18 protein-coding genes are annotated in these 15,013 nt (G+C 41.9%); 3 read left to right on the forward strand and 15 right to left on the reverse strand.

What is annotated here, in order from left to right; translation table 11 throughout:
- Positions 1-71 precede the first annotated feature (71 nt).
- On the forward strand, positions 72-293 hold the full coding sequence (locus tag LF822_RS04210) for a DUF1128 domain-containing protein (RefSeq protein ID WP_253922700.1): 222 nt from the start codon (positions 72-74) through the stop codon (positions 291-293).
- Positions 294-349: 56 nt separating this feature from the next.
- On the opposite strand, the gene rnc is transcribed toward LF822_RS04210, so the two are convergent.
- From rnc to sdaAB, 9 genes are all read right to left on the reverse strand, one after another.
- Positions 350-1,042 carry a ribonuclease III gene (gene rnc, locus LF822_RS04215; RefSeq protein WP_253922701.1) on the reverse strand — a complete coding sequence of 231 codons (693 nt, stop codon included), beginning with the start codon at positions 1,040-1,042 and terminating at the stop codon, positions 350-352.
- A 74-nt stretch (positions 1,043-1,116) separates the two neighbouring features.
- Positions 1,117-1,350: an acyl carrier protein gene (gene acpP / locus LF822_RS04220; protein ID WP_101843854.1), complete on the reverse strand. Its 234-nt coding sequence runs from the start codon at positions 1,348-1,350 to the stop codon at positions 1,117-1,119.
- Positions 1,351-1,410: 60 nt separating this feature from the next.
- Complete coding sequence (fabG, locus tag LF822_RS04225) at positions 1,411-2,151, reverse strand: 3-oxoacyl-[acyl-carrier-protein] reductase (RefSeq protein ID WP_253922702.1); 741 nt, start codon at positions 2,149-2,151, stop codon at positions 1,411-1,413.
- The gene (gene fabD / locus LF822_RS04230; RefSeq protein ID WP_253922703.1) at positions 2,151-3,092 is read right to left on the reverse strand and encodes an ACP S-malonyltransferase; all 942 of its coding nucleotides are present in this window, start codon (positions 3,090-3,092) and stop codon (positions 2,151-2,153) included. Before fabD ends, fabG begins: the two co-directional genes overlap by 1 nt.
- Positions 3,089-4,093, reverse strand: coding sequence for a phosphate acyltransferase PlsX (gene plsX, locus LF822_RS04235; protein WP_253922704.1), 1,005 nt, complete (start codon positions 4,091-4,093; stop codon positions 3,089-3,091). The genes fabD and plsX overlap by 4 nt, the downstream gene beginning before the upstream one ends.
- A gap of 2 nt (positions 4,094-4,095) precedes the next feature.
- Positions 4,096-4,671 carry a transcription factor FapR gene (gene fapR / locus LF822_RS04240; protein WP_253922705.1) on the reverse strand — a complete coding sequence of 192 codons (576 nt, stop codon included), beginning with the start codon at positions 4,669-4,671 and terminating at the stop codon, positions 4,096-4,098.
- Positions 4,672-4,797: 126 nt separating this feature from the next.
- A complete protein-coding gene (recG, locus tag LF822_RS04245; RefSeq protein ID WP_253922706.1) occupies positions 4,798-6,843 on the reverse strand; it encodes an ATP-dependent DNA helicase RecG in 2,046 nt (681 codons plus the stop codon).
- Entirely contained in the window at positions 6,833-7,717 is an 885-nt protein-coding gene (sdaAA, locus tag LF822_RS04250) for an L-serine ammonia-lyase, iron-sulfur-dependent, subunit alpha (RefSeq protein WP_253922707.1), read from the reverse strand. Before sdaAA ends, recG begins: the two co-directional genes overlap by 11 nt.
- Before the next feature lie 27 nt (positions 7,718-7,744).
- On the reverse strand, positions 7,745-8,407 hold the full coding sequence (gene sdaAB / locus LF822_RS04255; protein ID WP_253922708.1) for an L-serine ammonia-lyase, iron-sulfur-dependent subunit beta: 663 nt from the start codon (positions 8,405-8,407) through the stop codon (positions 7,745-7,747).
- A gap of 196 nt (positions 8,408-8,603) precedes the next feature.
- On the opposite strand from sdaAB, the gene LF822_RS04260 reads away from it, so the two are divergent.
- Entirely contained in the window at positions 8,604-9,872 is a 1,269-nt protein-coding gene (locus tag LF822_RS04260) for an NCS2 family permease (RefSeq protein WP_253922709.1), read from the forward strand.
- A 60-nt stretch (positions 9,873-9,932) separates the two neighbouring features.
- On the opposite strand, the gene LF822_RS04265 is transcribed toward LF822_RS04260, so the two are convergent.
- Together LF822_RS04265 and LF822_RS04270 are read right to left on the reverse strand one after the other, a co-directional pair.
- The gene (locus LF822_RS04265; protein WP_253922710.1) at positions 9,933-11,597 is read right to left on the reverse strand and encodes a DAK2 domain-containing protein; all 1,665 of its coding nucleotides are present in this window, start codon (positions 11,595-11,597) and stop codon (positions 9,933-9,935) included.
- 34 nt (positions 11,598-11,631) lie between these two features.
- On the reverse strand, positions 11,632-11,994 hold the full coding sequence (locus LF822_RS04270) for an Asp23/Gls24 family envelope stress response protein (RefSeq protein WP_253922711.1): 363 nt from the start codon (positions 11,992-11,994) through the stop codon (positions 11,632-11,634).
- A gap of 233 nt (positions 11,995-12,227) precedes the next feature.
- On the opposite strand from LF822_RS04270, the gene rpmB reads away from it, so the two are divergent.
- Positions 12,228-12,416 (forward strand): 50S ribosomal protein L28, encoded by a 189-nt coding sequence (rpmB, locus tag LF822_RS04275; protein ID WP_253922712.1) that lies wholly within the window; start codon positions 12,228-12,230, stop codon positions 12,414-12,416.
- 42 nt (positions 12,417-12,458) lie between these two features.
- On the opposite strand, the gene spoVM is transcribed toward rpmB, so the two are convergent.
- The 4 genes from spoVM to rsgA form a co-directional block, all read right to left on the reverse strand.
- The gene (gene spoVM / locus LF822_RS04280) at positions 12,459-12,539 is read right to left on the reverse strand and encodes a stage V sporulation protein SpoVM (protein WP_101843841.1); all 81 of its coding nucleotides are present in this window, start codon (positions 12,537-12,539) and stop codon (positions 12,459-12,461) included.
- Between the two features lie 47 nt (positions 12,540-12,586).
- Positions 12,587-13,237, reverse strand: coding sequence for a thiamine diphosphokinase (locus LF822_RS04285; protein WP_253922713.1), 651 nt, complete (start codon positions 13,235-13,237; stop codon positions 12,587-12,589).
- A 246-nt stretch (positions 13,238-13,483) separates the two neighbouring features.
- Complete coding sequence (gene rpe, locus LF822_RS04290; RefSeq protein WP_253922714.1) at positions 13,484-14,125, reverse strand: ribulose-phosphate 3-epimerase; 642 nt, start codon at positions 14,123-14,125, stop codon at positions 13,484-13,486.
- Positions 14,126-14,128: 3 nt separating this feature from the next.
- Complete coding sequence (rsgA, locus tag LF822_RS04295; protein WP_253922715.1) at positions 14,129-15,010, reverse strand: ribosome small subunit-dependent GTPase A; 882 nt, start codon at positions 15,008-15,010, stop codon at positions 14,129-14,131.
- Positions 15,011-15,013 lie beyond the last annotated feature (3 nt).

Below are 15,013 nucleotides of genomic sequence, written 5' to 3' on the forward strand. Positions count from 1 at the left end.
AGGGTTTTAAAATTCATGAAATTAATTTATGATATGTAATAAACCCCAGAGAATTGTTGAGGAGGAAAAGTGTGAGTCTTCAAGAGCCTACAAAAGATAATTTAACGTTTATTATTGACGATATGGCGGATCGTCTTCAGGTGGTAAACCGCTCCATTATGGATCCGGAGGATTATGACCTGGACAAGTATAGTGAAATAAAATCCCTGTATGATATCATTCAAACCAAAGGTCAGCTCAGCGTTTCTGAAATTCAGGCCTTTGTTCAGGAATTAGGGAATTACCGCAAGTAAGCGAACATAAAAAGAACCATTTCTGTTCATGGAAATGGTTCTTTTTATGCCTTATTTCAGCTGATAGCCCCTTGATTAATAAGTGCCTGCTGTGCTGCTTTTTGTTCGGCTTCTTTTTTAGTCCGCCCTACACCGATTCCTACTGTTTCATGTTGAACACTCACGTGAGCTATGAATTCCCTGCTGTGGGCAGGACCTCTCTCTTCCACAATCTCGTATTCAATACGACTATTGCGGTCCCGCTGTATAAATTCCTGCAACTGACTTTTAAAATCCATCGCATGAGAAAAAGCACCACTTTTTATCTTGGGATATACATAGCTTTCCAGGAAGTTAACCACCTGATCAAATCCCCGATCAAGATACACCGCTCCGATAAAAGCTTCAAACACATCAGCCAATAAGGCAGGACGGTTACGGCCCCCGGTCATTTCTTCACCTTTACCTAATAGGATCAGGTCTTGAAAGTTCAGGTCATCCGCAAACTTAACCAGTGAAGCCTCACAAACAATAGAAGCACGAAGCTTTGTAAGTTCCCCTTCCGCCATTTCTGGAAATTCACGATATAAGTATTGAGAAACTCCAAGCTCCAGTACAGCATCTCCTAAAAACTCAAGACGCTCATTGTCCTCACGATCGGTTTTGCGATGCTCATTCACATAGGATGAATGGGTAAATGCTTGTTCCAGTAACGAAACGTCGCTAAAATGAATCTTGACTTTTTCTTGGAAACTGGAAAAATCCTCCATAATTCACCTTGTCCTTTTCTAATAATTGTTCTATATAGGAAAGGCTGCCTGCAGGGCAGACAGCAATTCATAAGTTACGACTGGCTGTTTATGTAGTTAACAGCGTCGCCAACTGTATTGATTTTTTCAGCTTCTTCATCAGAAATTTCCATATCGAATTCGTCCTCAAGCTCCATTACTAATTCAACAACGTCAAGAGAATCTGCTTCTAAATCTTCTTTGAAGGAAGCTTCCATTGTAACTTTTGATTCGTCTGCATCAAGACGATCGACAATGATCTGTTTTACTCTTTCGAATGTATCTGCCATAGGAACTTCACCTCCCTTCAATCATTATAGTAAATTTCAAAAAGGAAAACCAGTCTATTTTTACATCACCATTCCGCCATCAACATGGATGGTTTGTCCTGTTATATATCCGGCATCCCCTGAAGCTAAAAATCGAACCACGCTGGCAATGTCTTTTCCCTCTCCAAGGCGTCCCAGAGGAATTAATGATAGCATCTGTTCTCTCTGTTCATCTGTGAGTTGGTCCGTCATATCAGTCGTAATATACCCCGGCGCTACTGCATTTACAGTAATGTTTCTTGAAGCGAGCTCTTTTGCGTTCGATTTCGTGAGACCGATAACCCCCGCTTTAGCCGCAACATAGTTTGCCTGACCCGGGTTCCCTGAAACTCCGACAATTGACGAAATGTTAATGATGCGCCCGTACTTCTGCTTCATCATTTGACGGGTCACACCCTTTGTACAAACGAAAACACCTTTTAAGTTTGTATCGATGACATCGTCAAACTCATCTTCTTTCATTCTCATCAATAAATTATCTCTGGTAATTCCGGCATTATTCACTAAGATATCAAGTTTGCCAAATTGATTTACCACTTCCTTGACCATGTTCTTTACTTCTTCAGTATTCGATACATTCGCCTGAATTTTAAAAGCTTCTCCGCCATTCGCCTGAATTTCCTGAACAACTTCCTCTGCTTTTCCTTCACTGCCGGCGTAGTTCACCGCTACTTTAGCTCCGTTAGCTGCTAATTCAAGTGCTATTGCCCGGCCGATTCCCCGTGAAGCACCTGTAACAAGTGCTGCCTGTTCATATAACATTATGACTCCTCCTTATACCATTCTACAAAGCTTTGTAATGATTCAGGGTCTTGTATAGAAAAAGTCTTTGTTCTTCTATTAACCTTCTTAACTAAACCACTTAACACCTTCCCCTGACCTACCTCTACAATGGCATCCAGGTCAGCCGCGACAAATTTCTCTAAAATTTCTTCAAATCGCACAGGTGAATATAATTGTTTTACTAATAACTGCTCGATTTCATCTTCCTGTTCCACGGGTTCAGCTGTTACATTAGCGTAAACCGGACATTGAGCCCGGCTTATGGCTGCCTGCTTTAAATTAGAAGCCAATTCTTCGCTGGCCGGGGCCATCAATCGGGAATGAAAAGGACCGCTTACATTTAGAGGAAGCACTCTTTTAGCTCCCGCTTCTTTAAGCAGGCGTGACGCTTCTTCGACTCCCTTTGCTGTTCCTGAAATAACAATTTGTCCAGGGCAGTTAATATTAGCTAAATCTACTGGTTCACTATCGTCTAATTGAGATAATACGTTTTCTATTTCTCCTCTTTCTATACCAAGAACAGCCGCCATAGCCCCCTGCCCGGCGGGGACCGCTTCTTCCATCAGCTTTCCTCGAGTATGAACTAGTTGAACAGCATCATCAGGCTGTAGAGACCCCGCAGCAACAAGAGCACTGTATTCTCCAAGGCTGTGTCCTGCTGTCATAACAGGCGTGACGCCTTCCTGCTCCAACACCTTAGTGATTCCTGCACTGTTTAACAGCAGAGCAGGCTGAGCATTTTCGGTTTTAGTTAATTCTTCGCCAGGACCCTCAAACATGAGAGATGTAAGGGAATATTGTAAGGCTTCATCCGCTTGATCAAATAATTGTTTCACATCGGAGTAAGTTTCATACATCTGTTTACCCATACCCACTTCTTGAGAACCTTGTCCGGGAAATATATAGGCTACTTTCTTCATAGTTCTCCACCTTCTTTCTGTTCTTCCTTTAACGTTGATTCGATAGTTTCGGAAACATTTTGTTCTACCATATTGCACGCTTGTTTAATCGCATTAAAAATAGCACGCTCATTTGATGAGCCATGAGCTTTAATTACAGGGGCAGACAGTCCGAATAAGCCCGCGCCTCCATACTCAGAGTAATCCAGCTGATTCTTTAGTTTCTTAAGGTCATTCTTTACAAGTCCTGCAGCAATTTTGGACTTAATATTTTTCATAAAAGTAGATTTAATCATAGAGAACATAGTTAAAGCTGTTCCCTCAATTGTTTTTAAAGCTACATTACCTGTAAATCCGTCAGTTACCACAACGTCCGCTGCACCGTTGAGTAAGTCGCGTGATTCTACATTTCCTATAAAATTAATAGGAGCACCGGTCATCAGTTCAAATGCTTTCTTCGTTAACTCGCTCCCTTTTCCTTCTTCCGTCCCTACATTTAACAACCCTACCCGCGGGGACGAAATACCTCTGACTTTCTCACAGTAAATTGAGCCAATAATCGCATATTGAAGCAAATGACTAGGTTTAGCATCCACATTTGCTCCAACATCCAGCATTAAAAAGCCTTTTCCGTCTTCTGTCGGTAAAGTTGGACTTAAAGCCGGACGTTCAACTCCTTTTAAACGGCCGACCCCAAATAGGCCGGCACTCATTAATGCCCCTGTATTGCCTGCCGAAATACACCCATCTGCTCTGCCTTCCTTAACTTCTTTTGCCATCAGCACCATTGATGCCTGCTTCTTTCTTCTTACAGCACGAACAGGCTCATCATCCGCAGTAATGACTTCTGTTGTATGTATTACACTAATTTTATTTGATTTATTTAAATAGGGATTAATTTTTTCCTCGTCGCCAATCAGTGAAATCTCAAGTCCTTCTATAGAGGAGACAGCCTTCAGTGCACCCTTGACTACAGCTTCAGGAGCATGATCTCCTCCCATAGCATCAATTGCTAATTTCATTACTATTTCATCTCCTTAGGGTCGTTCTCACGAAACATCTCAAATGACCCCGCAAATACTTCATCATTTTCTACAAAGCTATGTACATCCACTATCGTCCGTCCTCTATCGTCTTCACCTTTAACAATCGCTTTCGCTACAACACGTTCTCCGAGCTTTACCGGGCGTGTGAAACGAATTGCGGAACCTGCAGTCAGAGCCAGTTCATCATTAATGACAGCGACGGCTAATGAGTTGGCCTGCGCAAATAAATGATGTCCCCGGGCTATATTATTTCTTGAAAACACGTGTTCAGGTTTGATATCAAGGATAGAAATTGCCCGCTCATCCAATTCAAGATCTATCACTTCTCCAATTACTTCTTCAATCGGCAGAGCTTTAACCGTTTCATTCCATTCATGTGTAGCTACAGATTTTATCCGCTCCCGCAGTTCTGGAATCGACAATTCCATACGGTCAAGACGAATCGTTTGTATGCTTACATTAAAATGGCGTGCAAGCTCTTCATCCGTAATAAAAGGTGTTTCTTTTATAGTATCCTTTAATTCTTTCTGTCTCACCTGTTTGGATCGTTTCATCCTTTGTCCCACCGTTCGTTTGTCATCAAATTATGACTAGGTACTAATAGTAATATATAATACCTTTTTTAATAACGCAAGGATGAGGTTGAAAAAGAAGCCTGCAGGCATCATCAAGCTTCTCCGTCAGTCCAGTACTTTACCTGAAATATGCTCGTCCTTCTCAATCATCTGCTTAAGCATGCGATATTCTTCGCTCGTTTCGAGCAGACCTTCAGAAATAATCTGTGCAGCATCCTGCCTTGCTGTTTCTAAAGCCCTGTAGTCGTGCACCATGTCACCTACTTTAAATTCGGGGAGACCGCTCTGTTTCCTTCCGAAGAAATCACCAGGACCTCTTAATTTTAAGTCTTGTTCTGACAGCTCAAAACCATCAGTCGTTTCTGTCATAATTCTCATCCGTTCCTTTCCGACATCTCCCTTTGGATCAGCCAGCAGGATGCAATAGCTCTGCTCACTTCCTCTTCCAACCCGTCCTCTTAACTGATGCAGCTGGGATAATCCAAAACGTTCCGCGTCATGAATGACCATAACCGTTGCATTAGGGACATTCACCCCCACCTCTACAACAGTAGTCGATACTAAAACCTGTACACGGTTTGCAGCGAAGCTTTGCATCACTTCCTCTTTTTCTTCATTTGTTAGACGACCATGCATTAAGCCTACTATTATATCTGGTTCAAACACTTGAGCGAGCTGATTATATAAATCAATCGCGTTTTGAATATCCAGCTGATCTGACTCCTCAATCAATGGGCAGATGACGTAAGCCTGGTGGCCGAGACGAATTTGTTTTTGAATAAATGCAAGTACTTTTTCTGTTAGTTGTCCTTTTACCCAATAGGTTTCAACCGGTTTTCTCCCGGCAGGCATTTCATCAATAACACTTACGTCCATATCTCCAAACGCCGTGATTGCGAGAGTTCTCGGGATAGGGGTAGCTGTCATAAACAGCACATCCGGATGCAGACCTTTGTCCCTAAGTGTTCTTCTCTGGTTAACTCCAAAGCGGTGCTGCTCGTCTACGATAACAAAACCCAGCTGCTGAAAGTCCACTTCATCTTGTATTAGAGCATGCGTTCCTATAATTAAATCAGCTTTATGCTCTTTAATATCCTGAAGAATTTCTTTCCTTCTTTTCCCCTTTACTGAACCCGTGAGCAGTACTATACGTATTCTCTCTCCAAACATTTCTTTTAGAGAGTCTGCATGCTGTTCTGCTAATATTTCAGTAGGAACCATCAGAGCCGCCTGCCTGCCAGTAGTTATAGAAGCATACAAAGCTATAGCTGCAACAGCCGTTTTACCTGAACCTACATCCCCCTGCAAAAGTCTGTTCATACGGTACGGGTTTTTCATATCTTTTAAAATTTCACTTAAGGCTCTCTTTTGGGCACCTGTTAATTCGAAAGGCAGAGATTGAACGAATTCTGTTAAACGATCATTATGGTAGTTTTGGGCATTACCAGTTGTCAATTCCCTCTGCAGCTTTCTTAATAACTGCATTTTTAATTGAAATAACAAAAACTCTTCATATATGAAACGGCGCTTTGAGTGTTTTAACATCGTCCGGGTTTTTGGGTAATGCATTTGCTCTACTGCCTGCCGTCGTTCAGGAAGCTTATAACTGAGAACCTTATCCTGCGGAAGAATCTCCCTTACATCCTCTAAATATTCCTCTAGAGCTTCTTTAATTACTTTTCGTAACGTTACAAGCGTAATACTTTCTTTCAGGGTGTAAACGGGTTGAATAGGTTCTTGGTCTTCGGCTGCCCCTTTTTTATAGTTACTGACCGTAATCTGAAGACGATGCTGATCCCATTTACCTGTAATAGTTACTGTATCACCTGCACTTAGCTGCTTTTTGGCAAATGCCCGGTTAAACATTACGGCCTTAACAGCAAACTGTTCTACTTGGAGGGTCATCGTCAGGCGGGATTTTTTCTTACCATAGAATTGTACAACCGGATCGGATGTTAACTGACCTTCAATAGTTGCTTTTTCTTCGTGTGCAAGCTCTGTTAATGGCTTTACTTCATATGAATCATAACGGAATGGGAAATAAAATAATAAATCATTAATGCTAAAAAGCCCAAGCTCATTTAAGTGAGCTTGCAGCTTTTCTCCAATTCCTTTCACTTCACTAATCGGTAAATCTAATCTATTCTTCATCAATTGGGCTCCCGTAAATTTTGGCTTCAAGCTTCCTGCCTGTTAATGTGGCGGCAAGACCTCCCTGTGCCGTTTCTCTAAAAGCAGACGGCATTCGTTGTCCAACCTTATACATGGCATCAATTACTTCGTCACATGGGATCCTGCTCGTAACTCCGGCCAGCGCCATATCTGCAGCTACGACTGCATTAGAAGCACCCATCGCATTTCTTTTTACACAAGGAACCTCAACTAGACCTGCTACAGGATCACAAATTAATCCAAGCATGTTTTTCAAAGTAATTGCCATAGCTTCCGCAGATTGCTGAGGAGTGCCTCCGGCCATTTCTACAATTGCAGCGGCAGCCATTCCCGCTGCTGATCCCACTTCCGCCTGACAACCGCCGGCCGCACCGGATATTGAGGCATTGTTAGCCACCACAAAACCAAAAGCCCCGGAGGTAAATAAGTAGCGGACCATCTGTTCACGGCTGGGATTTAATTTGTCTTTCACTGCAAAAAGTGTCCCCGGAACACAGCCGGCACTCCCGGCAGTAGGAGTAGCGCAAATCGTGCCCATAGCAGCATTCACTTCGTTAGTAGCTACTGCTTTACTTACCGCATCCATTAATAAATGCCCTGATAAAGGCTCGTGCTCCCGCATGTAATTTTGGATGAGAACAGCATCTCCACCGGTGAGACCACTGTGAGATTTCACCCCTTTTAATCCATCTTCAATCGCTTTTTCCATCACCTCTAAATTCCTTTCCATCTGACGGAAAATTTGTTCGCGTGTTAACTGCTTCACTTCCATTTCCTGACGAATCATTATTTCTGAGATAGATAAGCTTTCACTTTCAGCTCGTTCTACTAATTCAGCAATATTCTTAAACATGACCTGTCCCCCTTATCCAAAGCGAAATTAATCTGATATCCGCGCAACCTGTATAATATGATCCGCTCGCTCCAACTCATTTAAGACTGTATCCTCAATATTTTGATCTACTTCAATAACCATCAAAGCCTGTTCCCCCTGTGCTTTTCTGGATACTTCCATCCGCCCGATATTGATTTCGTGGCTGGCTAGAATTGAAGTAGCTGAAGCAATAGCGCCATAGCGATCATTGTGAATTAATAGAATAGCAGGATGACTGCCTGAAAGACGCAGCTCAAATCCATTCAATTCAGTAATCTCTACCTTACCACCACCTATAGATATTCCAACGAGCTCTAATTCGCCAGCATCATCGCCAATGACAAGACGTGCAGTATTAGGGTGATCTGTCTGAGCTTCCTCTTCATAAAAATGAATTTCCATCTGCTTTTGTCCAGCTATATCAATTGATGAGCTTATCCGTGTATCATCCGTCTCAAAGTCCAGCAGACCACCTATAATAGCAACGTCTGTTCCATGACCTTTATAGGTTTGGGCAAACGAACCATATAAATGCACGTGCGCGTATACAGGCTCCCTTCCGAACAAATGCCTGGCAGCTCTCCCTATTCTTGCAGCACCTGCCGTATGTGAACTGGATGGACCGATCATAACCGGTCCTATTATATCGAATACTGATCTATACTTCATACGATCCCCATCCTTACTATTAATGAGTAAACGCTTTCGAGATACTAATTACCGTTATTTATTTTACCATATTTCTAGGAAAATACATTATTATTGCAGGCAATATTGATTATCTATCTGAGAAAGAGTAAAATATATATTTGTGGGTTATGAGATAACCGGGCGGGAGAGGGATAATTTCATAGAGGAGAATACGATGCTTAAACAGCATAATTCTCAGTTTAGCTTTCGGAAAGATCTAATTGCAGGGTTAATTGGCTATTTTACGACTGTTTATATCGTCGCTGTTAATAGTCAGATTCTGCAGGATGCCGGGCTTCCGTTAGAGAACGGAATGCTTGCTACCATTCTTGCCAGTGCAGCCGGCTGTTTGATCATGGCTTTTTATGCAAATGCACCTATGGTCTTAATTCCAGGTATGGGAGTAAATGCCTTGTTTGCTTACTCCATAATCGAAGGAAAAGGAATGGATTTTCAAGAAGGTTTAGCCGTAGTGGTGTTTGCTTCTCTGCTTTTTTTAATCACAGCTTATACGCGCCTGGGAGATTGGCTGAAACACGCCATTCCTGACGCTCTTAAGCACGCGATTACTGTAGGACTCGGAATGTTTCTTACGTTAATTGGATTAGAAAAAGGCGGTCTGGTTGTACGCGGAGAGCACTCTCTTATCACGCTGGGTGATCCTTCTTCACCACTGGTCATTACTAGCCTGCTTACTTTATTTATAGCGGTGTACCTATTCGCTAAAAATGTACCGGGCAACTTCCTCATTACAATGGTAGCGGGCACAATTATTGCTCATTTCACCGGACTGTTAGAGGGACCGGGAACAGGTATCTCAGCAGGTGAGCATAATTGGGTATTTATTCCTTCCTTTGGAGCAGTTACTGAGTTTGGTTTTTGGATGGCCGTCTTTCCCTTAGCAATTGTGCTTATATTTGAAAATATGGGATTGATTCACGGGCAGCTGGATATGTTAAATCAGCAGCACAAATTCAAGAAATCTTACCGAGCTTCAGCATTTTCCGCTTTAAGCTGCGGATTTTTCGGGACTTCACCAACCGTATCTTCAGCCGAGAGTGCAGCTGTAATTGCCTCCGAAGGCAAAACAGGAAGAGCAAGCCTTACAATGGCCATTCTATTTCTGGCTACTATTTTCGTAACACCCTGGATCTCCATGGTGCCTTCTACAGCAATCAGTCCAATACTAATTATTGTAGGAGCTTTAATGGTCCAGAACATTAAAGAGATTCCATTAGACCAGCTTTCTGATGCTATGCCGGCATTCTTGATCATTGTGATGATTCCTTTCACTTATTCTATTGCAGACGGAATGGCATTTGGGTTCATCGCTTATCCCATTGTAAAGTTCGCTCTCGGTAAGCAAAGGGAGCTCTCAGCTCCAGTCGTATTAATTGCCATGGTCTTTCTCGTTGAATTTATCATCCGCTCCATCGGACACTAGTCACATAGAGACAGAGAAAAAAGCAGAGCCCTGGGTAGTCTAGGTGCTCTGCTTTTTCTATTACTCAACAGCAATTATATATGAATAAATCGGCTGCCCGCCGTAATGAAGTTCTACTTCAATATCTTCAAACCGCTCCTCTAAATAAGCTTCCAGCTCATCCTGTTCCTCCTGAGATACCTCTTCACCGCTGATAATGGTGACAATTTCATCCTCATCTTCATCGATCATCTCATCCAGAAGATTTTTTGCAGTCTCAAACTGGCTTTGCTTTGTAGCTTTAATATCACCTTCGTAAATACCCATAAAATGCCCTTTTTCGATCGATAAGCCTTCAATTTGAGTATCACGGACAGCATACGTTACCTGACCGCTTTTCACCTGACTCATTAACCCGGTCATTTCCTCGTAGTTCGTTTGTAAATCTGTGTCCGGATTGAATCCTAAGAGGGCGCTCATTCCTTGAGGAATAGTCTTAGAAGCGACAACCTTGACATCAGCTTCAGCTAATTCAGCAGCTTGTTCAGCAGCCATCGTTATATTTTTGTTGTTGGGAAGAATCAGCACATTTTTAGCGTTCACCTGATCGATTGCATCTGATATATCCTTTGTACTTGGGTTCATAGTTTGTCCGCCTTGAATAACCACATCAGCCCCAAGACTTTCGAACAACCTGGTAACTCCTTCTCCCATAGCTACTGTTACTATTCCGTATTCCGAGAGCTCTTTAGCTTTTGTTTTTTTCTTATCACCTACAATGGAAGTGTGCTGCTCTCTCATGTTTTCGATTTTCATATTAATCAAGCTGCCGTACCGCTGCCCCAGTGTCATTGTTTCGCCGGGATACTCTGCGTGGATATGAACTTTAATTAATTCTTCATCTGAAACCACCAGCAGTGAATCTCCGTGACGGCTTAACTCTTCACGAAATTGCTCTTCATCGTAAGGATTCTGTTCCAGTTTATCCTGCTCAAATTTCACCATGAATTCTGTGCAGTAGCCAAATTCAATTTCACTTGTCTCCATAAAATCCTGCGCCGATTTATGGTGCTCTGCATTTACCATCTCATCCATAGATACAGAGGATGAACCTGCCTCAGGCATGTCTTCCCCTTTTAGATTAGCCAGAAAGCCTTCATAGATCGTCAGCAAACCTTGGCCGCCGCTGTCTACAACCCCTACCTCTTTTAATACAGGAAGAAGGTCAGGTGTTCTCTTTAACGATTCCTTCGCTGCATTCGTCACACCTTCCATAAAGGCAACTACATCATCCTCTTGAGCTGCGATTGTTTCAGCAGCTTCACCTGCTTCTCTCGCTACTGTTAAAATAGTTCCCTCTACCGGCTTCATTACCGCTTTGTAAGCTGTTTTAACTCCACCTTGAAAAGCTTCAGCCAGATCCTTTGTTGTTAGCGCTTCCTTTTGTTCACACGTCTTAGAGAAACCTCTAAACAATTGGGATAGAATAACACCTGAATTCCCCCGTGCCCCCATAAGCAGTCCTTTAGCCAGTGCTTGTCCCACAGCTCCGGCATGATTCTCGGTAATTTTCTTTACCTCTTCTGCACCAGACGTCATCGATAAATTCATATTTGTACCGGTATCACCATCTGGGACTGGAAATACATTCAAAGCATCAATCATTTGAGAATTAGCTTTCAAATGTTGAGCCCCCTGAAGCACCATCTCAGCTAGTTTAGTACCGTTTATCTCTCGAACCGTCACACTTACTTCCTCCTTTAACTACACCAGAAGCTTTCTAGTCCTTCGTTACTCGAACACCCTGAATATAGATGTTGACAGAGTTAACTGATAAGCCTACATTTTTATTTAACGCATATTTAACTTGTGATTGTACGTTGTGAGCTACTTCTGATATTTTCGTTCCATAGCTTACAATTATATACATATCAATGTGTACATGGTCCTCTTCCTGTCTGACCACGACACCTTTTGAGAAATTTTCACGCCTCAGCATTTCGGCAATTCCATCACGAAGCTGATTCTTAGATGCCATACCAACAATGCCATAGCACTCTACTGCTGCTCCACCTGCAATGGTAGAAATTACATCATTACTTATAGTTATGTGGCCAAATTGATTATGAAGATCAATGGACATTAGGAATCCTCCTTTATACTCGTCACCTTCGCAGACTAATTATAACACACACCGGTCAGCGCTTATGCATTATAGTATAACAACACTCAGACCCCTATTATACTTTGTAACAATTAAGGTTATCTGTCAAGAGAAAATTCTTGATATTATATTGCCCTGTTTATTGCAATTAGCTGTTCTATATGGTACATTAATTAAGTATTTTAAGATGTATGTAACAGGAGGGATTCTACATGTCACGTAAATGTGTCGTATCAGGTCGTCGCACAAGTACTGGTAACAACCGTTCCCACGCGATGAACGCTAATAAACGTAAATTTAAAGCTAACGTGCAAAAAGTACGTATTCTAGTGGATGGCAAGCCAAAGAAAGTTTATGTATCTGCTCGTGATCTAAAATCAGGTAAAGTTACCCGCGTATAATTGAACGTCAAAAAAAGCACCCTCCGCCGGGTGCTTTTTTTGTTAATCTTTTTTGAACGTTCCAATGACAGCCCGTACCATTCCTCCGAGAAAACGTGGGAGTTTGATCGTATAAAATTTCATGAGCGTCCTCCTCAACATATAAAGCTATGAGTGCCATAAAACCTCTATTAAATGATATCTTTACTTCTTATTACTAACAGTATGCCTTGACTAAAAGAAAAAGTACCTTCATCTTTAATCAAATAATTTGATATACACAAGGTTGAGCCGTAATTCAAGTGGGTATTCTCTAATGGATAGTAAAAGCCTTGAAGCTTCATATTCCACACGTCCAGTGTCACTGGCACGAAAGATATAAATGGGTAATCTTCATTTCTCACTATTGTATGCGTGCCTTTAGTAAACAATTCCATTTGGTTTTGTAAATCAACAATTTGTGCCTTAATATGATTTTTTCTTAATGGATAAAGAATTTGGATATTTATAAGCGTATGATCCATCCGTCCGCCCGTTACGCCAAAAAAAATGATCTCATCAGGTTCCTGCTGAATGGCGTATTGAATAGCAAGCTCAAGATCGGTTTCATTTTTTTCACCTGGATGAATGCTTAAATGTTCGGTATTTTCCTTTATAAGTTCTAGTGAATACTTATTTACTGAATCGAAATCACCGATTGCAGCATGGAGAGGTAAATGGTGTTCAAGAATGACTTCGGCCCCTTGATCTGCACCTATCCAGAAGATATCATCTTTATCATAACTTGATAAATCCGGGATATAAGCCTTAGGCCCTCCTCCTACGATTGCATAAATTGTCATTGATTTGCCCCTCCTTATCAAGAACTGGCGATTGTATAAAAAAAAGACTCATAAATAGTGCTGACTATTTCCGAGCCTCCATTTAGTCATTTCATTGAAATGAGAAGGCCCGCCGTTCCCTGCGGAAAACGGGCTGTCCCCATTTCTTCTTGCTCTGTCTCAAATATCCGGAGGAATATTTCATTCCTTTACCGGAGGTTTACTACAAAAAGTGATTAGTAAGTATTCACTTTATTACCGGGCATTTCACTTAATTGAAGCTATGGCAGCTTTCCGATCCTCTTGATTGAATATCGCACTTCCTGCCACTAATACGTCCGCTCCAGCGGTAATGCATTCTTCTGCGGTCTGATCATTAACACCACCGTCTACTTCAATTTCATATTGATAGTTATACTCATTTCTCCATTTTGCGATTTGCTCTATTTTATTAAGAACTTCGGGTATAAAGGCCTGCCCGCCAAAACCGGGGTTGACGGTCATCAAAAGAACTAAATCTACTTCCTTTAATATAGGGAGGAGAGTCTCAGCTGGCGTAGCCGGATTAATCACTACCCCCGCCTTTATTCCGTAACTCTTTATAAGTTGAACCGTGCGGTGAAGATGGGGACATGCTTCCTGATGAACCGTAAGAATATCCGCACCAGCTTTAGCAAATGAATCAATAAATTGATCCGGATTGGCTATCATTAAATGGACATCCAGTGGTAAATCCGTATGAGGGCGGATGCTCTCTACTATTAGAGGGCCTATCGTAATATTAGGGACAAAATGACCGTCCATAACATCTACATGAATATAGTCTGCCCCGCCTTGTTCCACATCTTTAATTTCCTTCGCCAGATTTGCAAAGTCTGCAGCTAATATCGAAGGTGCGATTTTTGTCATGCTTTAATACCTCGGCTTTCGGTTTTTTATTTCGTCAACGAACTGCAAATAATGTTCATATCGATGCTTGGCTATTGTTTCATTGTCAACGGCTGCTTTTACTGCACATTTAGGTTCCTTAGAATGAATGCACCCACGAAACTTACAATGCTCCTGTACAGCAACAAATTCCGGGAAACACTCACTCAGTTCTTCTAACTCCAAGTCCCCGAATTCTAATGAACTAAATCCAGGTGTGTCAGCCACAAGCCCCCCGGCTATTTTGTAAAGCTCCACATGTCTCGTCGTATGCTTTCCTCTTCCAAGACTCTCAGAAATCTCATTTGTTTCGATATCTAAAGAAGGGTCAAGTAAGTTAAGCAGGGAGGATTTCCCAACGCCTGACTGCCCGGCAATCACTGTTGTTTTGTCCGCCAGCTGTTGTTCAATATCGTTCGTCATATGCTGATCGTCCATGGCAGATAAAAGTACAGGATAACCAATTTTTTGGTAGATTTCCTGATATTTTTTAATTTTTGCTTCCTGCTCCTTGTTGATTTGATCAATTTTGGAAATCACGATTACTGGAGCAAGTCTTTTAGCTTCCACGAGAACGAGAAATCGATCAAGCAGCAAAGGATTAAATTCAGGATTTGATACGGAAGCTACTATTAATGCTTGATCTACATTAGCAATAGGAGGCCTCACTAACTCATTCGCTCGTTTTTCAATGGATAGGATATAGCCTTCTTTCAATGTTTCTGCTTGAAACTCTACAATATCCCCTACCAGCGGAGTAATTTTCTTTTTGCGGAATACACCTCTGCCCCGGCATTGGTAAACTTCTCCTTCATGTAAAACATAGTAGAATCCGCTTAGGGCTTTGACAATTTTACCTGTAGCCATTAA

The sequence above is a fragment of the Halobacillus sp. A5 genome (assembly GCF_024189315.1).
Classification (GTDB): Bacteria; Bacillota; Bacilli; order Bacillales; family Halobacillaceae; genus Halobacillus_A.

Coding starts and splice junctions, on each gene's coding strand:
- recG (WP_253922706.1), bottom strand. CDS start 6,843: ATGAAGAATAGATTAGATTTACCGATTAGTGAAGTGAAAGGAATTGGA.
- rnc (WP_253922701.1), bottom strand. CDS start 1,042: ATGGAGGATTTTTCCAGTTTCCAAGAAAAAGTCAAGATTCATTTTAGC.
- LF822_RS04260 (WP_253922709.1), top strand. CDS start 8,604: ATGCTTAAACAGCATAATTCTCAGTTTAGCTTTCGGAAAGATCTAATT.
- plsX (WP_253922704.1), bottom strand. CDS start 4,093: ATGAAATTAGCAATTGATGCTATGGGAGGAGATCATGCTCCTGAAGCT.
- fabD (WP_253922703.1), bottom strand. CDS start 3,092: ATGAAGAAAGTAGCCTATATATTTCCCGGACAAGGTTCTCAAGAAGTG.
- rpmB (WP_253922712.1), top strand. CDS start 12,228: ATGTCACGTAAATGTGTCGTATCAGGTCGTCGCACAAGTACTGGTAAC.
- spoVM (WP_101843841.1), bottom strand. CDS start 12,539: ATGAAATTTTATACGATCAAACTCCCACGTTTTCTCGGAGGAATGGTA.
- fabG (WP_253922702.1), bottom strand. CDS start 2,151: ATGTTATATGAACAGGCAGCACTTGTTACAGGTGCTTCACGGGGAATC.
- acpP (WP_101843854.1), bottom strand. CDS start 1,350: ATGGCAGATACATTCGAAAGAGTAAAACAGATCATTGTCGATCGTCTT.
- sdaAA (WP_253922707.1), bottom strand. CDS start 7,717: ATGTTTAAGAATATTGCTGAATTAGTAGAACGAGCTGAAAGTGAAAGC.
- sdaAB (WP_253922708.1), bottom strand. CDS start 8,407: ATGAAGTATAGATCAGTATTCGATATAATAGGACCGGTTATGATCGGT.
- rpe (WP_253922714.1), bottom strand. CDS start 14,125: ATGACAAAAATCGCACCTTCGATATTAGCTGCAGACTTTGCAAATCTG.
- rsgA (WP_253922715.1), bottom strand. CDS start 15,010: ATGGCTACAGGTAAAATTGTCAAAGCCCTAAGCGGATTCTACTATGTT.
- LF822_RS04285 (WP_253922713.1), bottom strand. CDS start 13,237: ATGACAATTTATGCAATCGTAGGAGGAGGGCCTAAGGCTTATATCCCG.
- LF822_RS04270 (WP_253922711.1), bottom strand. CDS start 11,994: ATGTCCATTGATCTTCATAATCAATTTGGCCACATAACTATAAGTAAT.
- fapR (WP_253922705.1), bottom strand. CDS start 4,671: ATGAAACGATCCAAACAGGTGAGACAGAAAGAATTAAAGGATACTATA.